This window comes from Thermococcus sp., assembly GCF_027011145.1.
GTDB lineage: Archaea > Methanobacteriota_B > Thermococci > Thermococcales > Thermococcaceae > Thermococcus.
Map to the genome: position 1 here is coordinate 17,391 of NZ_JALVAO010000056.1, position 20,521 is coordinate 37,911.

General features: G+C 49.1%; 25 protein-coding genes and 1 tRNA gene. 16 read left to right on the forward strand and 10 right to left on the reverse strand.

From position 1 onward, the window contains the following. Positions 1-3: 3 nt before the first annotated feature. Positions 4-1,428, forward strand: a complete 1,425-nt coding sequence (locus MVG27_RS07100; protein ID WP_297549444.1) for a DUF2139 domain-containing protein — start codon at positions 4-6, stop codon at positions 1,426-1,428. Between the two features lies 1 nt (position 1,429). On the opposite strand, the gene MVG27_RS07105 is transcribed toward MVG27_RS07100, so the two are convergent. Both MVG27_RS07105 and tes read right to left on the reverse strand, forming a co-directional pair. Next, positions 1,430-1,735: a DUF3213 domain-containing protein gene (locus tag MVG27_RS07105; protein WP_366078924.1), complete on the reverse strand. Its 306-nt coding sequence runs from the start codon at positions 1,733-1,735 to the stop codon at positions 1,430-1,432. A 4-nt stretch (positions 1,736-1,739) separates the two neighbouring features. Next, positions 1,740-3,515, reverse strand: coding sequence for a tetraether lipid synthase Tes (gene tes / locus MVG27_RS07110; protein WP_297549442.1), 1,776 nt, complete (start codon positions 3,513-3,515; stop codon positions 1,740-1,742). A gap of 146 nt (positions 3,516-3,661) precedes the next feature. On the opposite strand from tes, the gene MVG27_RS07115 reads away from it, so the two are divergent. From MVG27_RS07115 to MVG27_RS07130, 4 genes are all read left to right on the forward strand, one after another. After that, on the forward strand, positions 3,662-4,012 hold the full coding sequence (locus tag MVG27_RS07115; protein WP_297549440.1) for a hypothetical protein: 351 nt from the start codon (positions 3,662-3,664) through the stop codon (positions 4,010-4,012). A 5-nt stretch (positions 4,013-4,017) separates the two neighbouring features. Next, a complete protein-coding gene (gene udg, locus MVG27_RS07120) occupies positions 4,018-4,605 on the forward strand; it encodes a type-4 uracil-DNA glycosylase (RefSeq protein ID WP_297549466.1) in 588 nt (195 codons plus the stop codon). A 286-nt stretch (positions 4,606-4,891) separates the two neighbouring features. Then, entirely contained in the window at positions 4,892-6,487 is a 1,596-nt protein-coding gene (locus tag MVG27_RS07125) for a Na+/H+ antiporter NhaC family protein (RefSeq protein ID WP_297549438.1), read from the forward strand. 59 nt (positions 6,488-6,546) lie between these two features. After that, on the forward strand, positions 6,547-7,449 hold the full coding sequence (locus MVG27_RS07130) for a pantoate kinase (protein ID WP_297549464.1): 903 nt from the start codon (positions 6,547-6,549) through the stop codon (positions 7,447-7,449). Here MVG27_RS07130 and MVG27_RS07135 read toward each other — a convergent pair. Together MVG27_RS07135 and MVG27_RS07140 are read right to left on the reverse strand one after the other, a co-directional pair. Continuing rightward, positions 7,446-7,727, reverse strand: a complete 282-nt coding sequence (locus tag MVG27_RS07135; protein ID WP_297549435.1) for a nucleotidyltransferase domain-containing protein — start codon at positions 7,725-7,727, stop codon at positions 7,446-7,448. The two genes, MVG27_RS07130 and MVG27_RS07135, sit on opposite strands and share 4 nt — an antisense overlap. Next, the gene (locus tag MVG27_RS07140; protein ID WP_297556433.1) at positions 7,727-8,122 is read right to left on the reverse strand and encodes a HEPN domain-containing protein; all 396 of its coding nucleotides are present in this window, start codon (positions 8,120-8,122) and stop codon (positions 7,727-7,729) included. The genes MVG27_RS07135 and MVG27_RS07140 overlap by 1 nt, the downstream gene beginning before the upstream one ends. Positions 8,123-8,215: 93 nt before the next feature. Between MVG27_RS07140 and MVG27_RS07145 the strand changes: the two genes are divergently transcribed. After that, positions 8,216-9,895 carry an ATP-dependent DNA ligase gene (locus MVG27_RS07145; protein WP_297556440.1) on the forward strand — a complete coding sequence of 560 codons (1,680 nt, stop codon included), beginning with the start codon at positions 8,216-8,218 and terminating at the stop codon, positions 9,893-9,895. Here the strand turns inward: MVG27_RS07145 and MVG27_RS07150 are convergent. Continuing rightward, on the reverse strand, positions 9,879-10,661 hold the full coding sequence (locus MVG27_RS07150) for a hypothetical protein (protein WP_297549432.1): 783 nt from the start codon (positions 10,659-10,661) through the stop codon (positions 9,879-9,881). The two genes, MVG27_RS07145 and MVG27_RS07150, sit on opposite strands and share 17 nt — an antisense overlap. Positions 10,662-10,783: 122 nt before the next feature. On the opposite strand from MVG27_RS07150, the gene pyrE reads away from it, so the two are divergent. After that, entirely contained in the window at positions 10,784-11,332 is a 549-nt protein-coding gene (gene pyrE, locus MVG27_RS07155; RefSeq protein ID WP_297556436.1) for an orotate phosphoribosyltransferase, read from the forward strand. Here the strand turns inward: pyrE and MVG27_RS07160 are convergent. Both MVG27_RS07160 and MVG27_RS07165 read right to left on the reverse strand, forming a co-directional pair. Continuing rightward, entirely contained in the window at positions 11,294-12,121 is an 828-nt protein-coding gene (locus tag MVG27_RS07160; protein WP_297549427.1) for a MinD/ParA family protein, read from the reverse strand. The genes pyrE and MVG27_RS07160 overlap by 39 nt on opposite strands. Positions 12,122-12,164: 43 nt before the next feature. Next, a complete protein-coding gene (locus MVG27_RS07165) occupies positions 12,165-12,380 on the reverse strand; it encodes an ArsR family transcriptional regulator (protein ID WP_297064809.1) in 216 nt (71 codons plus the stop codon). 109 nt (positions 12,381-12,489) lie between these two features. Here MVG27_RS07165 and rlmD point away from each other — a divergent pair, with 109 nt between their 5' ends. Beyond that, positions 12,490-13,746 carry a 23S rRNA (uracil(1939)-C(5))-methyltransferase RlmD gene (gene rlmD, locus MVG27_RS07170; protein WP_297549425.1) on the forward strand — a complete coding sequence of 419 codons (1,257 nt, stop codon included), beginning with the start codon at positions 12,490-12,492 and terminating at the stop codon, positions 13,744-13,746. 61 nt (positions 13,747-13,807) lie between these two features. Continuing rightward, a complete protein-coding gene (lrpA, locus tag MVG27_RS07175; RefSeq protein WP_297063538.1) occupies positions 13,808-14,233 on the forward strand; it encodes an HTH-type transcriptional regulator LrpA in 426 nt (141 codons plus the stop codon). Positions 14,234-14,370: 137 nt separating this feature from the next. On the opposite strand, the gene MVG27_RS07180 is transcribed toward lrpA, so the two are convergent. Beyond that, a tRNA-Tyr gene (locus MVG27_RS07180) sits at positions 14,371-14,448 on the reverse strand. Positions 14,449-14,527: 79 nt separating this feature from the next. Between MVG27_RS07180 and MVG27_RS07185 the strand changes: the two genes are divergently transcribed. After that, a complete protein-coding gene (locus tag MVG27_RS07185) occupies positions 14,528-15,100 on the forward strand; it encodes a hypothetical protein (protein ID WP_297549422.1) in 573 nt (190 codons plus the stop codon). Position 15,101: 1 nt separating this feature from the next. Further along, positions 15,102-15,659, forward strand: coding sequence for an aldolase (locus tag MVG27_RS07190; protein WP_297549420.1), 558 nt, complete (start codon positions 15,102-15,104; stop codon positions 15,657-15,659). Between the two features lie 17 nt (positions 15,660-15,676). Here the strand turns inward: MVG27_RS07190 and MVG27_RS07195 are convergent, their stop codons facing one another. Next, entirely contained in the window at positions 15,677-15,928 is a 252-nt protein-coding gene (locus tag MVG27_RS07195; RefSeq protein ID WP_014122777.1) for a UPF0147 family protein, read from the reverse strand. Positions 15,929-16,163: 235 nt separating this feature from the next. Here MVG27_RS07195 and MVG27_RS07200 point away from each other — a divergent pair, with 235 nt between their 5' ends. The 4 genes from MVG27_RS07200 to MVG27_RS07215 are packed head-to-tail and all read left to right on the forward strand — an operon-like array spanning position 16,164 to position 19,076. Next, the gene (locus tag MVG27_RS07200) at positions 16,164-16,931 is read left to right on the forward strand and encodes a basic amino acid ABC transporter substrate-binding protein (RefSeq protein WP_297549461.1); all 768 of its coding nucleotides are present in this window, start codon (positions 16,164-16,166) and stop codon (positions 16,929-16,931) included. 31 nt (positions 16,932-16,962) lie between these two features. Next, positions 16,963-17,649 (forward strand): amino acid ABC transporter permease, encoded by a 687-nt coding sequence (locus MVG27_RS07205; protein WP_297549418.1) that lies wholly within the window; start codon positions 16,963-16,965, stop codon positions 17,647-17,649. Further along, a complete protein-coding gene (locus MVG27_RS07210; protein WP_297549416.1) occupies positions 17,627-18,388 on the forward strand; it encodes an amino acid ABC transporter ATP-binding protein in 762 nt (253 codons plus the stop codon). Before MVG27_RS07205 ends, MVG27_RS07210 begins: the two co-directional genes overlap by 23 nt. 10 nt (positions 18,389-18,398) lie before the next feature. Then, positions 18,399-19,076: an amino acid ABC transporter permease gene (locus MVG27_RS07215; protein ID WP_297549413.1), complete on the forward strand. Its 678-nt coding sequence runs from the start codon at positions 18,399-18,401 to the stop codon at positions 19,074-19,076. On the opposite strand, the gene cobO is transcribed toward MVG27_RS07215, so the two are convergent. After that, on the reverse strand, positions 19,077-19,604 hold the full coding sequence (gene cobO, locus MVG27_RS07220; RefSeq protein WP_297549410.1) for a cob(I)yrinic acid a,c-diamide adenosyltransferase: 528 nt from the start codon (positions 19,602-19,604) through the stop codon (positions 19,077-19,079). Positions 19,605-19,678: 74 nt separating this feature from the next. On the opposite strand from cobO, the gene MVG27_RS07225 reads away from it, so the two are divergent. Further along, entirely contained in the window at positions 19,679-20,521 is an 843-nt protein-coding gene (locus MVG27_RS07225; protein WP_297549407.1) for a DUF835 domain-containing protein, read from the forward strand.

Sequence of the window (20,521 nt, forward strand, 5' to 3'; positions counted from 1 at the left end):
CTAATGCACCTCCCGAATTGGTCTTTTCCAGGGCGATACGGGCCAGAATGGGGAAGCGGAGGTATATTTGGACTTAAGTACCACAATGGGGTTCTATATTTTACTCTAGCTTTTGAAGCTGAATCTCACTTTATCGAACTAAAAAGTGGGGACGAAAACGTTTACTCGTTTACTATGATAGGACAAGCTCCCAGAAGTGGTGGTGACACCTACAACGCCGTTGAGACTGTTGATGAATTTATATACTTCGGTGGCTGGGTTCATGCTCCCGCTAGATACCTCAAAGGCAGAATCAGTTTTGTGAATAAATATTCCCACGTTCACGTTTATGATACCGAGAACCAAGAAGTGAAGCTCATATGGAAGGACTCCATACATCAAACAACCCAATGGGCAGGAGAAGTTGGTGATATCCTGTATGATCCCTATAATGACAGGCTTCTACTAGCTAGAGAGGACGGACATGCTAATCTTGGAGTTTACTCCCTAGACAGGCACAGCGGAAAAACGAAAAGACTCTTAGAGGAGCCCTCACCAAAGGGAACTTTAGTTCATGATGTGGCGGTTTTCGGCATTGGAAGTAATTTTTCCGGGGGAGTTGAAGAATTCGGGGTATTAGACCTTGAAACCCACAAATGGGAGTTTTTAAAGCCCGGTAAAAGCCTCGATTCGAGACCTGTGGAGAGGCCCGAACTGGGTTGCATGGCCAGCGCTTATAACAGGGTATTTGCTTTTGTTAGGGGAGGATTTTTTGTTGGAAGCCCCTTTTTAGAGGAGGAATTCACCTTTTACCGCCTCTTTGATTTTCCTACATTCTACGCGCCCTTTAGGGTTAATGCGCTTAACGTCGGTGGGGGAATCTTAACTGCCTACAACTCTTATCATGACGTTTCGTTCGAAAACGTTAGATGGGGCAAGTTCACTCATCTCGTTGCCGGACCGAGCGTTCTCCTATACATAATCCCTCCGATGGTGAAGATAGTGGGAACCTTCGGAGCGAGGGTGACCAGTATCGAGAAAGTGGGTGGGAAGCTACTCATCGCGACTAACAATGCCTCAAACACAGGAGCAACTGAGGCAACGCCCTTTGATACCGGAAACAGGGACATAGTATTGCTTGATGAAAAAATCCTGGAGGAGAAACCGCCTGTGGTTAGCTTCTCCTCTCCCCTCCCCAATGGCAGACCCTTTGGAGGAATCCCCCTTGATGGTTATCGTAGACCCAGAATAATCTTCTACCTCAAGGGGGACAACCGGCTGACTGTCTACGAATACGATGTCTCAACGTCCCCATTAGAACCATCAGTTGAGCATATTGAGCTCGTGGAAGGTAAAAATGTTATTCCTCTCGATTCTTTTTCTGGAATAGTGAGTTTTGAATTGGAAAAAAGCGATTCAGAGGGAAAGTTCAAAATCGACCTGCGCTGAATCACTGTTTCCCAATAATGTTGTTCCAGCTCATGCTTTTTTCAATGAGTTCCTCAACGGTTAAGTTCTCTATTCCGAGGACTTCAGGCTCCAAATCCTTAAGCATTTCAAGAACTTTCTCTCTCGGCATGGTCTCCTCATCAAAAATTACAAAGCCGTTTTTAGCGTAGCCATTGATAAAAACTCTCCAGACACCGAGCTCCTTACTGAGTTCATACTGTTTAATTGTACCCTTCTCCCAGTTAATGTTCCCGAATTTTAGGTTGAGCCTAACGAGCTCTTTCTCGGGTTTAACTGCCATTTTCATCACCTCACACCTTCGTCTTTATCGTCCCAAAGTAGTCCTCGATGTCAATGTAAGTCTTCCTGTAGAGCTCGCTCTTCTTCATCTTCTCGACGAACTCCTTCGAGCGGAAGTACTTGTCGCTCCAGTAGTCCCAGTCAGGGTGGAGTTTCTTCCACTCCTCCCAGCTGTAGCTGAACTGGGCCTGGACCTTGTCCCTGTAGAGCTCTGGAATCACGTTGAAGGTACAGAATGGCACCACCCTTCCGTCGGGCATCGCGTAGTGAATTACACAGCGCTCCACCCTTTCCACATCGTAGTTGTACTCGTCCATGAAGTGCATCATTCCGATGAAGAGTGCGTTCTCGTGGAACTTGCCGAGGGCGTCGTAGTTGCCGTGCATGAAGGCGTTCTTTATGAGGTCAAGGACCTTGAGACCCTTTGGAGCGTACCTGTCGTCGTAGAAGCTCCTGAACTTGAGGAATATCTCAGCTCCCAATTTGAGCTTCTGGAGCTTGCCGAGCTTCTTCCACTGCTCTATCTCCTCGGCCTTCTCCTCGAGGTACTCAACGAAGCCCTCAACGTCAAGGAACCGGCTTATCGGAATGACCCTCTTGTGTTCCCTGTCGAGGAAGATGTACGTTGCCGCGCCACAGCAGTAGTGGCTCGTCATGTAGTAGCGCGAACCAGTGAATGCCTCGAAGAAGCGCGCTATGTGGCCCGCTATCGGAATCGGGTACCAGTCGTTCATCTCTATGACGCCGTTGGTCTGTTCTTCAATCCTCTTTATGGCTCCCGGAATCGTTATCCTGAAGCGCTGGCGCTCCTTTTTCGGAACCCTTCCGACGAGGGAAATCGGCTGGAAGTTAACGCCCCTGACGATATCGAGGTGGTTCAGACCGAAGTTGATTATCGCCCCAAGCTCGTGGTCGTTGATATTTCTTATGGTGGTTGGAACCAGAACTATTCCCGGCCCACCGGCCTTCCTCACGTTCTCGAAGATAAGTGGAATCTCCCAGTGGTTTTTCCAGTTGGTCTGTGGCGTCATTCCATCATAACTCAGGTAGAGAGTATTCGTTCCGGCCTCTCGGATTTTCTTTACAAGTTCGGGCTCAAAGGCGAGCTTTATCCCGTCCGTGTTGAGCTGAACGTGGTCGTAACCCTCTTCCTTGGCCATCTTAAGTATTTCAATGAGGTCATCTCTGAGGGTCGGCTCACCGCCGGTGAACTGAACGGCGTTGGCTCCAATTGGATACTGCTTCTTGGCGTTGCGGAGCATCATCCTAATCTGCTCAAGCGTCGGCTCGTAAATCGGCTGGCCCTCCTTTGCGTAGAAGAAGCAGTACCAGCAAGAGAGATTACAGCGGTTGGTGAGAACTATATTGAGCAGGTTTGTATGGGAGCGATGCCTGGCACAGAGACCACAGTCAAAGGGACAGTTAACACCGGTGTTTTCAACGTTCACGCTCTTGAGCTTAAAATCGTACTTCCAGCGCTGGAAGCGGTAGTATTGCTCAACGCTCTCGTAGTAGAGGTCTGTTATCATTCCCTCGGGACAGCGTTTGGTTATCCAGACCTTACCGTCACTCTCCCATACCAAGGCGGGAACGACACGCCTCGTCTCGGGACAGAGTGAGTAGGTCCTGTGGGGAAGGGGCCCACCGTAAACCCTGCTCGCGTTTTTGAGCATGTTTTCAAATTCTTCTTCACTTATTTCAGGGAACTCAACAATGTCCCTAAGCCTTCTCGTGAGCTGTTCAAACTCCTTTTCCCCGCTTGGTATCTCACCAACGTGCTCAGCCATTTTTTCATCACCGCTACCCTTAATCCAACGGGAAGGTATAAAAGCTTTTGCGTAAATATGAAGATTTTCCTTCATAAGTATGACACAAATTTGGGCAATCGGGCTAAGGTTAAAAGCACTTCTTCGGAAGAGAAGGGGGTGGTTGAATGCCGGCTCGCGAGATGAGGATGGAAATGTTCGTCAGGGCCTTACTTAGGAGGGACTTCAGCAGAGCAAAGGGTCATCTGGAAAAGTTAATCAAAATAGCTGGCAACGACGAGTGGGGTAGGGGCTACGCAAAGGCCGTTGAGGGCATAATGAACGCTCTCAAGGATAACGATACGGATTCTCTCATTGTCCAGCTGTTCTCCGGCAAAGACAGGGAAAAGGCCAAAGAGTTGCTCGATACATACTCGAAGCTTGCCGAACAGGAATTCAGAGACGACTACGAGAGAGGCTATTACACGGCTTGGAGTGAGTTCCTCAAAGCTTACCTCAGCCAGAAAACTCTTGTGTGATGCCTATGAGCAAGGAAGAGCTTATGCGTAAGCTCGAAGAGAAGATTCGCAACTGCCAGAAATGTCCCCTTGGCAAGTTAAGAACCAACGCCGTCCCCGGGGCTGGAAGCTACGACGCCAAGGTAATGTTCGTTGGGGAGGCTCCTGGGTATTGGGAAGACAAAAAGGGGTTGCCTTTCGTTGGTAGAGCCGGTAAGGTTCTTGACGAGCTTTTGGAGATGATAGGCCTCAGCAGGGAAGAGGTTTACATAACCAATGTAGTCAAATGCCGTCCCCCAGAAAACCGCGACCCAACAGAGGAAGAAATTAAGGCCTGCGCTCCCTACCTCGACAGACAGATTGACATAATTCAGCCAAGGGTAATCGTCCCCCTCGGGAGATACTCAATGAGATACATACTGGAGAAGTTTGGCTTCAAGCCAGAACCGATAAGCAAAATCCACGGGAGAGCCTTTGAAGCAAGAACCCTCTTCGGGAAGATAATCATAATGCCAATGTATCATCCGGCAGCTGCCCTCTACAGGCCCCAGATAAGGGAAGAGCTCGAGAAGGATTTCGTCAAACTGGCAAAAGTTCTTGAAAATGCTAAGTAAATATCCGACTCTTTTTGAAGAGTCTTAACAACAATGTGTTCTAATTTCTGATTTTTGTTCTCATCTTTGTTCCATAATGTTCCATATTTTGCCCAGACATTTGACATCTCGGTACTTTGTTCTGTACTTAAGGGTTCCTATCTGCCCTGTGTAGCCGAGTAATGCTCAGCAATGTTCATCGTTTTTTCAAGTTATTCGAAATATCTCCAGTTATTGACAAAAAAGTTCGAGAAAAGTTTATATATATCGAATAACTTTCGATTCTGAATCTCGGGAGGTGAAGATTATGGCAGACTTTGGTGTGTTGTCCCTACTTCCACCGCTGGTGGCAATTATCCTTGCGATATGGACAAAGAGGGTTATCTTGGCACTGTTTGCAGGAGTTTGGATTGGAGGCGTTATGGTTTCAGGGTGGAACCCAATAACCGGGACTACTCAGACCATAGATTGGCTCGTTAAAAACGCCAGTGACAGTTGGAACGTCAAAATATTGCTCTTCGACTTCCTGATTGGAGCTGGAGTTGGGCTAATATATAAATCTGGAGGGGCCTTTGCCGTTGGTCGGGTCCTGGCAAGTAGGGTTCGTTCCAGCAGGGGCGCCTCCGTAATGGGCTGGCTTTTAGGAGTTCTTATATTCTTCGATGACTATGCCAACACTATAATAGTCGGAAACACCATGAGGCCGATAACCGACAGGACGAGGGTTTCTAGGGAAATGCTTGCTTACATAGACGATTCTACCGCTGCACCGGTTGCAGGTATAGCCATGGTCTCAACATGGATCGGATATGAGGTTGGCCTTATTGGAGACGCATTCAAAAGTCTCAACGTAAGCTATGGTCCTTACGCTGCATGGGCGCACAGTGTTCCCTTCAGGTTCTACTCGATTCTCGCAATACTCCTCGTGTTTCTTGTTGCATACTTCCACAGGCACTACGGCCCAATGCTCCACGCTGAGATGCGCGCCAGGACAACTGGAAAAGTTCTCCGTGATGGTGCGAAACCCCTAATGACAACCGAGGTTGACCTTGGTGTGCCGAAAGAAGGGGGCAGTGTTCACCTCTTCGTCTGGCCCATACTGACGCTGATATTTGTAACCTTTTACGGAATGTGGTATACTGGAGGTGGAAGTGAGGCCTTCGCTAAAGGAGGTCTAAGGGAAGTTCTTGGAAACGCTGATTCTGCACTAGCGCTCCTCTGGGGAAGTTTTGCCATGGTCATCGTTGCATTCGCATTGGTTCTCGCCACAAAACAGATGACAATTGAGGAAGCGGAGGAGGCCATGGTCAGGGGCATGAAACAGATGGTAATAGCTAACACGATCCTGTTGCTAGCATGGAGCATTAAAAGCGCCACCGATGCCGTTGGAACCGCTCCCTATGTAGTTGAGCTTGCAAAAAGCGCAGGAATAAGCGGTGGCTGGGTTCCCCTGATAATATTCCTAATCTCAATGTTCATATCCTTTACAACGGGAACCAGCTGGGGAACCTTTAGCATAATGCTGCCGATAGCCATACCCTTAGCCTACGGAATCAGCGGTCAAATCGGTCCAGAAGTGTTTGCAAGCATTGGAGCCGTCTTTGCCGGGGGTATCTTCGGAGACCACTGCTCTCCGATAAGTGATACAACTATCATGAGCTCGATGTTCAGCGGTTCGGATCATATAGACCACGTTACGACCCAGATACCCTACGCGGTAACGGCATCGAGCGTTGGCCTTGTCCTTTACCTGCTCTTTGCTCTTGGTCTCAGGAACGGGGTTGTTCTCCTGTTAATTGGAGGGGTTCTACTTGTAATTGCTTGGTACCTACTCAGCGAGTGGTACGGCAAAAAGCACGGCATTCCCCACGGAAAAGTGCCCATCTACGTGGTTGAGGATTGACTCTTTCATTTTTTCTAAACTCTTTTAAGAGTCCTCCCGTACTCTTTCTGGTGGTTCAGATGCTCATTAGGTCATTTATCCCAGCCCACATAACGGCGTTCTTCCTTCCAGTCTTCAAAGAAGACCCCCTCAAATCCGGCTCTCTTGGTGCTGGAATCAACCTCGACAAGGGAACCAACGTTTTTGTCAGCATCGAAACCGGAACCCTTGAGAGGCACGTTCATATAGCTTTCAATGGCGAGCCCGTAAAGAGAGAAAACGCAGTAATCAGCTATTCCGTTGTCGAAAAGCTCGTCCCTGAAGATTTTATCGGCGAGGTTGAGGTGTGGCAGTATTTTGATTACCCAAACGGCTACGGCTTTGGTAACAGCGCCGGTGGGGCATTGGGAACTGCTTTAGCATTGAGCTACGCCTTCGGTGGGACGTGGCTCAAGGCTTCTCAGATAGCGCACGAAGCCGAGGTGAAATACAAAGGTGGCCTCGGTGACGTTGTGGGCCAGCTCGCGGGAGGAATAGAGGTCCGGGTCAAAGCCGGCGGTCCGGGAATAGGCGTTACCGATAACCTCTTCTTTGAGGATTACAAGGTTCTCGTCGTTCCTCTTGGGAGACTCTCAACCAAGGAAATCCTCGATGGAGATGTTGTGAAGGCAATAGAGGCCGAGGGAAGGAAAGCCCTTGAAAGCCTTCTCCGGGAACCGAGAGCGGAGCATATGATGGTTCTTGCAAGGGAGTTCTCTGAAAGAACGGGTCTGTTAAGCGGTGAACTCCTCGAGCTGGCGAGGGAACTGGACAGGGTCTTAAAACTTCCGAGCTCGATGATAATGCTTGGAAAGGGGCTCTTCGCCCTGGTCAAAGAGAAGGAACTCGAAAGTGCCAAAGTCCTCCTGTCGGACCTTGAAGTTCCATACGACGTCGCGGAAATCCACGAGGGAAAGCCGAAGGTTGGAAGGTGGCTGGGCTAATAGACCCGGATTCCTTCTGATAGAACCGTCCTGTGGAAGGAAGTGTCCTTCCAGCGTTCGAATTCCTCTGGTTTTTCTATTATTACGTTGAGGAGGACGCCGTGCTTCATTAGAATTCTGAACACCTCATCAAGGATGTCATCAAGGGACAAATCACCGATTATCAAAACATCAACGTCGCTTTCATCAGTGTAGTCCCCACTAACATAGGAACCGAAGAGATAGATCCCTTTAATCCTGTCTCCAAAGTTCCTCTTGAGATACTCGATGAATTCCATCACTCCCCTTTTCGCTTCCACTCTACCATCAGCCTCCTTGCTCTTTCAACGAAATCCTCCGCTAGTTCAAGCGCTTCCTCAGCTTCCTCCCGCTCGGGCCTATACATCACGTTGTAGTCAGCCTTGCTCCTCATCTGAAAGGCCTTGGTAAGGGCCTTCCCGTAGTACTCCTCAACAAGGCCCTCCTTCACGTAGTGCTTCCCGAACATCGAAACCGTGCCCGCGTGCTTCTTAGGGGAGAGCCCTTTGAGCAGGAGGAGTGCCCTTGCGGCGTGAAACATTGAATAGTATGCCCTGCTTATTGCATCTCTGTATTTTCCGTGCTCGAAGAGTATGTAAGCTGAGGAGAGTTCTTCCTCTGCCACTTCCATTTCCCTCTCGATTTCCTCCAGCATCGAGTTATTTACGATGTCAGAATATTTAAACGTCTCCCCACTAGGCTTTTATCCCCCATCGCCGTATTTTTCTTGGTGGTGGGAGTGAGTGACATGAGGTATTCCGAGCTGGCCGAACTCTACAGGAGGCTTGAGAAGACCACCCTCAAAACGCTGAAGACCAGGTTTGTCGCAGATTTCCTCAAGAAAACACCGGACGAGTTGCTTGAGATAGTGCCCTACCTCATTCTCGGAAAGGTCTTTCCTGACTGGGACGAAAGGGAACTCGGCGTTGGGGAGAAACTGCTCATAAGGGCCGTTTCCATGGCAACGGGTGTTCCGGAGAAAGAGATAGAGAACTCCATCAAAGACACCGGTGATTTGGGCGAGAGCGTTGCCCTTGCAATCAAAAAGAAGAGGCAGAAGAGTTTCTTCAGCCAGCCTCTAACGATAAAGCGTGTTTATAACACCTTTGTAAAGATTGCAGAAGCACAGGGAGAGGGGAGTCAGGAAAGAAAGATGAAGTATCTGGCGAACCTTTTCATGGACGCCCAGCCCGAGGAGGGCAAGTACATAGCGAGAACCGTCCTTGGAACGATGAGAACAGGTGTTGCCGAGGGCATTCTAAGGGACGCCATAGCGGAGGCCTTCAAAGTCAAACCAGAACTCGTAGAGAGGGCCTACATGCTCACGAGCGACTTCGGTTACGTGGCGAAAGTTGCAAAGCTCGAAGGAAACGAGGGACTGGCGAAGGTTACGATACAGATAGGAAAACCCATAAGGCCGATGCTGGCCCAAAACGCGGCCAGCGTAAAGGATGCGCTCATCGAAATGGGGGGTGAGGCGGCCTTCGAGATTAAGTACGACGGGGCGAGGGTTCAAGTTCACCGGGACGGTGACAACGTGATAATTTATTCAAGGAGGCTTGAAAACGTTACCCGCTCGATACCGGAGATAGTCGAGGCTGTGAAAGCTTCACTGAAGCCGTCGAGGGTCATAGTTGAAGGGGAGCTGGTCGCGGTAGGCGAGAACGGTAGACCTAGACCCTTCCAGTACGTCCTGAGAAGGTTCAGAAGGAAGTACAACATCGAGGAGATGATTGAGAAGATTCCCCTTGAGCTGAACCTCTTTGACATCCTCTACATTGAAGGCGAGAGCCTCATAGACACGCCCTTCAGGGAGAGAAGAAAGAGGCTTGAAGAGAGCGTCAACGAAAGCGAGAAAATAAAACTCGCTGAGCAACTCGTGACGAAGAAGGTTGAAGAGGCCGAGAAGTTCTACAAGAGGGCTTTGGAGCTTGGCCACGAGGGACTGATGGCAAAGAAACTTGATGCAGTTTACGAGCCCGGAAACAGGGGCAAGAAGTGGCTGAAGATTAAGCCGACGATGGAGAACCTTGACCTTGTCATCATCGGCGCTGAATGGGGCGAAGGAAGAAGGGCACATCTTCTTGGATCTTTCTTGGTTGCTGTTTATGATCCGCAGAGTGGAGAATTTCTGCCCGTTGGAAAAGTCGGAAGTGGATTCACAGATGAGGACCTAATAGAGTTCACAAAGATGCTTAAGCCCTTGATAAAGAGGGAAGAGGGCAAGTTCGTTGAGATTGAGCCCAAGGTGGTTATCGAGGTCACATATCAGGAGATACAGAAGAGCCCCAAATACAAGAGCGGTTTCGCGCTTCGCTTCCCGCGCTTCGTGGCTTTAAGGGAAGATAAAAGTCCGGAGGAGGCCGATACAATAGACAGAATTGCCCAGCTCTACGAGCTACAGGAAAAGTTCAAGGCGAAGAAGTAAGGTTTTCCCAGCTTTCCTCTTGGGTTTCTTTCTCGGTTTTATCCCCACTAACTTCTTGAGAGCTTGAATTGAGTGTTCCCACAGTTGCTCTTCTCCGCTCGAGGAGTCTCCTTTCGTAATCCATAGCGAACCTAAATGCTCCATCAAGGGAGTTGTAGAGGTTAAAGATTGCCCACATCCCACCTAGGGCAACTATGCCAGCGATTCCCCAACCAAAGTAAAGTAAGAGGACCGGTGCATCGTAGAGGCTGTGGAGAAGGGAAGCCCGAAGGTATCCTTCAAGAAGAGAACCTCTGAGGGCACTTTCAAGGGCTACTGCCGTCCATGCAACATGGAACATCAAGATTATTATCCTAAAGAAACCAGCGAGCACGTTACCGCGAGAAATGAGAAATATGAAGTACATGAGTGCCTCTATAATTCCAAAAAAGAGGGCCACCTTTAGGGTGAGTCTCCACCGCGTCATCGTGTCCTTTTCCCGGCTAAAAAGAAAGGGGAGGAGCTTTGCCCCCTCCTCTATTGGACCGACGAAGAGCGCTAGAGCTAGAAACATGGCCGAGCTCCCCCAGAGGGGATACATCACGGCAAACTCTAAGAGAAGTGCTGTAATGAAGGCAACGACACCCCAACCGATTACCGAAAGGTTTGAGAAAGGAAAAACTGTCCTATCCGTCTCGGCCAGCCATGAGAGAGTTTTTGCAAATATCTTAACTCCGAAGATAATGGCCATGAATGCATAAATCATTACCAAAAGTTCTCCAACCATGTTACCACCGACTAACTTTGGCCGATGGTAACTTAAGTCTTTCGGTTTAACTAGATTGTGTTAAACTGAAACTCCCACGTCACCTTTTTAAACATGCCCATGAACCTCAGCCGGTGGTGTAGATGGACAAGAGAGACGAGCTAATCGAGGCCTTTTTCAGGGAGAAGGCTATACTCTTCGGCCGCTTCGTGCTGACGTCGGGGAAGGAGAGCGACTACTACATCAACGTCAAGAAGCTCATAACCAACCCGGGGGTTCTAAAGCTGATTGCAGAGCTGATGAAAGAGAAGGCTGAGGAGCTTGGAGTTGAGTTCGACAGAGTTGCGGGTCCCGAGCTCGGAGCTGTCCCTATAGCGACGGCGCTTTCCCTCGAAACGGGCAAACCCCTCGTAATCGTCAGGAAGAAGCCCAAAGGCCACGGAACCGGGAGTCAGATTGAAGGTGAGGTAAGGCCCGGAGACAGGGTTCTCCTCGTCGAGGACGTGACAACGACGGGTGGAAGCGTCCTCCGTTCGGCGAAAGTCCTTGAAAAGGAAGGGGCAAAGGTATCGGCTATCCTCGTCGTCGTTGATAGGGAGGAAGGCGCAGGGGAAAACCTGAGGGACTACACCTTTGCACCCCTAGTTACCGTCTCAGAGCTTTTCGCCAGAAGAGACTCCGTGAATGACTGACAGAAAGACCTCCTTTATCCTCTCCCAGAGGCCCTTCTTTTTTCTCCTCCCGAACACCCACTCGCTCAGAACCCTTCCCGCTGTGGTTATGTCCTTCGATGCCCTCGCGTGTGGGGAGAAGGCTATGACAGGAATTCCCTCGTTCTGGCTCGCTGGAACCGCCGGGTCGTGGGCGATAATCCCAACGACCGGGACGTTGAAGCTCCCTTCGAGGAAGTTCACTATACCTTCAATTGCCGGTTCAGCTTCGCGAACCTTGTTTATGATGACCCCAACCTTTAGGCCATAAGCCTCGCCAAGAGCCTTCAGTTTCTCGACCTCGTTCTCAACCATCCTGTGGAAGGAATGAATCGGTCCCCTCTCAACCTCGATTATGATTAGCTGATACTGAGCAAGCCTGAAGGTCGAGATTGTGTCGAAGGGTATCCCCACCGGGGAGTCTATCAGCGTAACGTCGTATTTGGCCTGGACGTCCATCACAATCTTCCTTAGCCTTCTCTGGTCTATGTTGAGAACATCGTAAAGCTTTGAACTCCCGGGAAGAATATCAACGCCGGTCCTTACGTCCCGGTAGAGGGAATCCTTAAGGCTTGACTCCTCGTTCTTAAGGAGGGTGTGGAGGTTTGTCACGGGGTTGTATATCCCGAAGTGGAAGGCGAGTTTTGGAAGGTAAAGGTCACCGTCTATCGCGAGGGTTCTGAGGCCGATTCCAGAGAGGTAAGTCGAGAGATTGGCCGTCATCGTCGTCTTCCCGGCACCACCCCTGCCAGTAATCACTATCGACACCATAAGCTCGTCTCCGATTTCCGTTGATTAAAGAAAATGATTGAAGTCAAATGTAGTCCTCAAGCGTCTTGGCCTTCACCATGATTGAGGCCTTCTCACGGCCGTAGAAGACCTCAACGAGACCTTCAGACTCCAGCTCCCTAACGGTTTTGAGCAGGGCCGGAGCGGGTGTCTCGAGCTCGGCACTGAGATTCTGGAGGGCAACGGCCCTCTTCTTGGTTGCCAAAACCTTATAGACTATATCCTTACGGCGCCCAAACATGAACCCGGCACCGATAATAGTACGCTCTCGAACTAAATAAACTTTCCGTGGACAGTTTTGGCGAACGTTCAAAGGGCAGGTTTATAAGCACTCACGAGCACCGCCGGCCATGAGGGGAGTTATTGAGAGGCTAAGCGACGAGGGACTCGGAGTCCTCAGGGATGGAAGGAAAGAAATACTCGTCCCATACACGGCGCCAGGGGACGTTGTTGAAGTCAGGAAATGGAGGAGAAAGAAAAAAAAGTTGATAGCGACCGATTTTAAAGTCGTTGAGCCCTCTGAGCTTAGGGTTGAGCCTAAATGCCCCCATTTCGGTAGGTGCGGTGGTTGTCTGCTCCAGCATGTTCCCTATAGGGAACAGCTCCGCTTTAAATCATCAAAACTTTCCAGATATCTCCGCATGAATGTCGAGGTTATGCCCTCTCCAGTAATATACGGCCATAGGAACAGGATTGATGCTGTCATTTCGACAAAAGGTGTTGGGTTCAGGCGCTACGGAACGTGGTGGGACGTCGTTGACATAGGGGAATGTCCCGTCTTTGGGGAGACCAGCGGAAGGGCTTTGAAAGCCCTGAGAGAGTTTATCGAGGACGAGGGCCTTACGACCTACGACATAAGAAAAAACGAGGGTTTCCTCAGGTACGTCGTGATTCGCGAGGGGAAGTTCACAGGCGAAGTCATGGTCAATCTCGTAACAAAGGAAGGAAAGTTACCGGAGTCGTTTCCGGACTACTTTCCCTTCGCTACTTCCCTCTACTGGAGCGTCAACAGGAGCGAGAGCGACGTTTCCTATGGCGATGTAGAACGCTTCTGGGGGGAGCCTTTCATAAGGGAAAGACTGGACGACGTTGTTTATCTGATTCACCCGAACAGCTTTTTCCAGACCAACAGCTATCAGGCGGTCAACCTGGTTAGGAAGGTTGCCGAGCTCGCCAACGGTGAAAGGATTCTTGACCTTTACTCTGGCGTTGGGACGTTTGGGGTTTATTTGGCAAGGAGGGGTTTTATAGTTGAGGGTGTGGAAATCAACCCCTTCGCCGTTGAGATGGCCAACCAAAACGCCCGAATAAACGACGTCGAGGCGACCTTCAGGGTTGGAAGCGATAAAGACGTGGAAAGCCTCTCAGACTACGACACCGTGATTGTTGACCCGCCCAGAGCGGGCCTTCATCCAAAACTAATTCGGAAAATACTGAGAGACAAACCCGAAAGGCTTATTTACGTCTCCTGCAACCCCAAAACGCTCGCCGAGAACATATCCCACCTGAAGGATAAGTACAGAATCGAGAGTGCCGTTGGTCTTGATATGTTTCCGCATACGCCACACGTTGAGGCAGTGGTTGAATTAAAGAGGTTCGAGACCTAAACCGAAAAGACCGATACCTTAATAAATGGTGGGTGCGTAATTAGAACTTAGGTGGTGGATTATGCTTGATGAAAGGGATAGGATTATACTTGACATGCTCACCAAGGACGCTAGAACGCCCTTTACGGAGATAGCCAAAGTCCTCGGTATCAGCGAGACTGCAGTGAGGAAACGAGTTAAGGCCCTGGAAGAGGCAGGGGTAATAAAGCAGTACACGATAGTCGTTGACCCGGCAAAGCTCGGCTACAACCTCGTGAGCATTACCGGAATAGACACCAAACCGGAGAAGATTTTTGAGGTGGCAAGCAAGCTTAAGGAGTTTGACTTCGTGAGGCACGTCTACCTCACGAGCGGTGACCACATGATAATGGCCGAGGTCTGGGCAAAGGACGGCGAGGACCTCTCGGACATAATCTCAAACAAAATCGGAAGGATTGACGGCGTCCTCAAGGTATGCCCGGCGATTATTCTTGAGAGAATGAAGTGAGCCGGAGCTTTTTTACTTCTTCTTGAGGCTCTAAATCGGTTTAGAACACCGTTGCTTCTCTGGAGATAAAACCGTAAGAGTATGAGCACAGGGGATAATTTCGTTCAAAAGACTTCGAGAAGCGCTCAAAATTCTGGTGGTCCCGCGGCCCGGATTTGAACCGGGGACCTGCGGATCTACAGTCCGCCGCCACTCCCAGGCTAGGCTACCGCGGGACCCTACTGGGTGGCCCGAACCATTATCCCCGGGACAGGTTTATAAATTTTTCTCCTTGAATACCTGCGGTGGGAAAGAATGGGCGAGCCTATAACAGTCGCAATATCTCTAGCGAGAAGAATGGCGAGAGTTATGGTAAATGACAAGAGGCTACCCACGGGCGAGGAAGTCAGGAACCTCCTGAAGGAACTCGGCCTCGAGGAGCTTTATCTAGGTAAGGGACTGGCACTGTTCAGGAGCAGGGACGTGATAGCTCTGCTCTTCCCCCGGGAAAACATTGTGGTTGACATTATCCCAGCGAGCGGTGAAGTAAGCGATGCCCTTGAGGTCATGGCCTATCACGACAGGAAGCTCAACTCGCTAATCCTTGAAATCCTCCCGGCGAACGATTTGGAGTATGAGGGGAACATAGGAGTTGAGCCTGTTATAGTTAACCTGGAAACCGGCGAACTGGAGAGCAATCCCATTCTCGGGGACTTCGAGGAGGATAAGGACGGTATTTACCTCGTTATCGACGAGGAGACCTTCGAGCGCTGGAAGGAGAGCGGAAACTTGGACACGTGCCCGATATGTGGAGGCGAACTGATGTGGCGCGGAAAGAGGGCAATCTGCCTCGACTGTGGTTACGGGGTTAAGGTTAAGGGTGATTAACATGACCAGGATAGCCAAGCGTCAGCTCGTTCGATACTCAAGAAAGGCCCACGAGAGGGGTTTAACGGCCGCATTCGGCGGAAACCTGAGCGTTAGAGTCGGGAACCTCGTGTTTATCAAGGCAACTGGAGTTGTTATGGACGAGATGACCGAGGAGCAGGTTGCCGTTATAGACCTGAAGGGGAACCAGCTCTCAGGAGTTAAACCCTCCTCCGAATACAGGCTTCATCTGGCAGTGTATAAAGCGAGGCCCGAGGTAAAAGCGATAGCCCACCTCCATCCACCCTATTCAATTGTTGCATCAGCCCTCCTTGAAGGCGAACTTCCAATCATAACCCCGGAGGCGGAACTCTACCTCGGCAGAATCCCGATAGCTCCCTTCCGACCCGCGGGAACGGAGGAGCTGGCAGAAGTTACGGCGGAAGCTTTGAGAAACGCAGATGCCGTTTTGATGGCCAGGCACGGCATAGTAACCATTGGAAAAAGCTTAAGGGAAGCGTTTTACAAGGCGGAACTCGTCGAGGAGAGTGCAAAACTCTGGTATTTAAGCAGGAAATGAGCGGAAAAACTAAAGGCTCACTTAACCTGCTCCAAAGCGCCAAGGACTTCCCAGATGATCGTCCTCGTGTGCATGGGCATGTTCGGGTCCTCGCTAATCTCCTCGAGGATTGCTATCGCATCGGCCGCCCTAACGGCCGGCTCCTTGCTCTCATCGAGGAGAACCTCTATCGCCTGCTCAGCCGCTCTCCTAATGTTCCTCGGAACGACGGTATCCTGAACAACCTGCTCCTTGAGAACCTGCACAATCTGCTGGATGAGCTCGCTCATATCATCACCCCCTTCCGATTATCCTGAAAAATTGTTACTAAAATCTTCCCGGCTTATCTTAAGTTTTTCTAACTAAAAAGCTTTTCGGTTAATGTCGAAATCTAATCGGGAATAGGCCCGAAGATCATGCCAAGTTCGTGGGATATTTTTGGAAAAATCTTTGGAACAAAAGTTCAACATGTGGATAAAGGTAAAGATTTAAAAATACTCCTGCAACTTTTGAGCGGTGGTCATCATGAGGAGGACTTCCTATCTCGGACTACTGCTCGTGGCTTCCCTTCTTTTAGCGGTGGGCTCGAGCGGTTGCATTGGCAGTGGCACAACTCAGGAAAAGGTTTTAGTCGTTGGTACAAGTGCAGATTTTCCGCCCTTTGAGTATAAAAACGCAAGCAATGGTCAGATAACTGGGTTTGATATCGCCCTAATAAAGCTGATAGCAAAGAAAATGGGATACGACAAGGTTGAAATAAAGGACATGGACTTTGACTCCTTGATTCCAGCACTTCAGGCAGGAAAAGTCGACGTTGTTATAGCGGGAATGACAATAACACCGGAGCGCGAAAAAGTCGTGGACTTTAGTATACCCTACTGGGAAGCCGACCAAGCAGTTCTCGTTAGGAAAGGTTCAAATATCAAGGTCAATTCTCTAGATGACCTCAAAGGAAAAACGATAGGCGTTGAAAAGGGTACAACGGGTGCAATCTACGTTAAAAAGCACTTGGGCAACAGCTCGACGATAAAGGAGTATCCTACGTACGTTGCGGCGATTGAAGCCCTCCTAAACGGTCAGGTGGATGCCGTTGTTCTCGACAGCCCAGTTGCAAAAATGTTCTCAAAGAAGTACAATGTCGAGGTCGTTTACACCATAAAGACTGGTGAAAAGTACGGTATAGCCGTTAAGAAGGGCAATACAAAACTCCTCGAGGGCATTAATACGGCCCTTAAAGAGATAATGAACTCCCCTGAGTGGGATAAACTCGTTGAGGAGTACTTTGGTAGCTGATTTCCTTTTATTATTTTGGGGGGATGTTGTCTTGATTGGAACTATGGTGTCTTTGGACACTGCAGTCAGAATGCTTTTTGAGGGTGCCAAGATAACCGTGGTGCTCTCGATTCTATCAATACTTCTTGGACTTCTGATAGGCCTTCCAATAGCCATAATTGAAACCTACGGTGGGAAAACTTTGAGGTACGTTGCCATGGTTTATGAGGGGACCTTGAGGGGAATTCCTCTTCTTGCGATATACATGGTGATTTTCTTTTCGATGCCTCTTATAACTGGAATCGGATTGCCAGCTTTCTGGGCGGCCGTCCTTGGTTTGGGACTACGCTCTTCTGCATACCAGTCTCAGATATTTAGGAGCACAATTCAGGCGGTTGGGGAGGGACAAGTGGAAGCAGCCTATTCTCTGGGGATGTCAAAGTTAGAAGTGTTGAGATACATAGTTCTCCCCCAAGCTCTTAGGATGGCCGTTCCTGCATGGATGAATGAATATGTAATAGTTCTCAAAGATACCTCCGTAGCCTTAGCTGTGGGGATAGTAGAACTCACACGGCAGGCTCAGTATCTGGTTTCAATAACGGGCGAGCCATTTCACTACTACGGTTTAGCGGCTGTTTTCTATCTTATAATGGTTCTTCCGCTCACGTATCTTGCTGGGATCCTTGCAAAGAAGTATGGTATAAAAGGAACAGGGGGTGTTTCAAACGTCAGGCTCTAACGTTCTAATCATAAGGAATCTCAAAAAGAAGTTTGGCTCAAAAACAGTTCTGGACGGAGTTTCATTTGGAGTTAGAAGGGGCGAGACAAAGGTTATAATAGGTCCAAGTGGGGCTGGGAAGAGTACCCTTCTGAGGTGCATTAATAGGCTAGTTGAGCCTGACAGTGGAGAGATAATCTTTGATGGCATAAACGTTCTATCCAAAGACGTTGATATAAAGAAGATACGCGCGAGAATAGGGTTTGTGTTCCAGCATTTTAATCTCTTTAAACACCTGACAGCCCTTGAAAACGTGAAAATTGGACCAAAGGTCGTTAAAGGTCTGAGTGACGATGAGGCAGAAAAGCTCGCGGTTAAATCCCTTAGAGCAGTTCATCTTGAGGAAGATGCCTTCGAGAAATATCCAGCGGAACTGAGCGGAGGACAGCAACAGAGGGTTGCAATAGCAAGGGCACTCGCAATGGAGCCGGATATAATTCTCTTCGATGAACCAACGTCGGCACTTGATCCTCAGCTGGCAGGAGAAGTCTTGGACGTTATGAGAGAACTCGCAAAGAAAAACGTGACGATGCTAGTTGTTACCCACGAAATAGGATTTGCCCTGAATGCAGCCGATGAAGTTCTGTTTTTCTACAACGGAAAAATCTGGGAACAGGGGAAGCCGAGGGAGTTACTTTACAGCCCTCAGAGGGAGGAAACAAAGGCCTTTCTGAAGAGAATAGCTGACCTGTCTCTGTGAGGTGGAGATAATGGACTACGGTTTCATACTACTTCAACTCCTCAAAGGGCTTAAGGTTACGCTGGAGTTAACAATTCTGGGGTTCATAGGGGGATTTGTCCTCGGCTTTCTCTTGGCCATCGCGAGAACTTACGGAAGGGGATTACCAAAGGCGCTTGCAATAGCTTACATCGAGCTTATAAGGGGCACTCCAATGCTTCTTCAGCTCTACATTATCGGGTTTGGACTTCCTCTCTTGATAAGACAGCACTTTGAAAACTTCGTAATGAGTCCAACACTCGCGGCGATGCTCGGCATAATGCTCAACAGCGCAGCATATCAGGCAGAATATATGAGGGGTGCTTTCAACTCCATAGAATCAGGTCAGATTGAAGCAGCTCTCTCCTTGGGAATGAGTAAATGGCAGATAATAAGGCATATAATATTCCCTCAGGCGTTTAGGATAATGCTCCCCAGCTGGACCAACGAGATGGTTTACCTTCTCAAGTACTCCTCGCTGGCAATGCTCCTTGCGGTTCCAGAACTTATGTACATGGCCAGTGTTACAGCCTCAGAAACCTTCCTCTACGCACAAATATACCTTATAGTCGCGGGTATCTACCTCGTATTTGCGACACTGATAATACAGGTGATGCGCATAGTAGAGGTAAGGATCCATATTCCGGGGGTAACAATGATAAAGAGATAGTCAGTATTCAACGCCCCTCCTTGCAATTATTCCCTTCTGGTAGGGGTGCTTTACCTCCTTCATCTCCGTAACGTAGTCTGCAAGTTCAAACAGCTCCTCCGGACAGTAACGACCTGTAAGGACGAGTTCCGTTTTCGGTGCTTTTTTATCTATGAGCTCTTTGACTTCTTCAACGTCCAGCATTTTGAAGCCCAGGGCAACGCAGATTTCATCGAGAATCACCAGGTCCCACTCACCGCTGGAGACTAGATCCTCCGCCCTCTTCAAGGCCCTCTTTGCGGCCTCTATATCATCTGGCTCTGGCTTCCCGTGGACGAACTTTGGCAGTCCGAAGGACTCTATGAGCGCACCGCATTCCTCGATTTTCTTCTGCTCACCGTAGACTTTTGGAGCCTTCATGAACTGGATTATCGCAACCTTCCCGCCGGAGCCGAGCATCCTCACAGCGAGGCCAAACGCGGCAGTTGTCTTCCCCTTTCCGTTTCCTGTGTAAATGTGAATTAAACCGAGTTTGTCTTTCCATGACATTTCAACCACCATTGGAGTGTAGTTCAGGGAGACTGCTCGAAATTGTTAAAAAACCTACCGCTCAAACTCAGTTCATGCCCCAGATATTATCTCTGGGTTATTTCCTTCGCGACCTTGTTGTGCTACTCCTATCAATGGCTATAGTCATAATGCTCCTTACTGTTGAAAAAAGCGTTAAGAGGCATCTTAGGGTTAAGTATTTCACAAGGATCTTTAACCTCCTTCTTGGGGCGTTTCTTCTCATAGTCTTTGCGGAAGTTATCGGTGTCCTCCTGAGAACATCGCTTCTGTACGGGAATGAGAATTTTGCAATTATCCGTTCTGTTCTTCTCACTGGTGGGGCACTACTTCTGTTTCTCTCCTCTCTAATGCTGTACGTGCCCTTTGCGAAAGGTCGATACGCCATTGTTCAGATAGCCACGGAACCGGATTATGAACTTGTTCACGGAGCTTACTGGGGAAGAAGCGAGGAAACTGAGAGGATTTTTGTTGAGCTTACTAAGCATCGGCATTTGCCCGGTATAGCCGTCACTAGGGATCCTCCTGAGATCTTCAGGAGAAGGCTTGGGCTAAGGATTGTTCCAGTCCTTTGGGTTTCAAAGATTCATCATGATGATGCAGTAGCTCCGACAAGACTTCCATACCTCCTTGAGAATCTAAGATCATTTCTGGAATCAACGAATCTCGACAAAGTTGTGCTAATGGAGTGTGTTGAATACCTATTACTCGAAAACAAGCCCGAGAGCGTTTTAAGGTTCATAGCTAGTCTCCGGGATTTGGCAACCCTCAATAGAGGAATTCTGCTTGTCTCTTTGGAGAAAGAAGCGCTCGAAGAGAAAATTTTTAGCCTCTTAACTTCTGAACTCAAGTCTGTGAAAGAGCTTGAGAATATCATGGAGAAGGAATATAGATCTTGA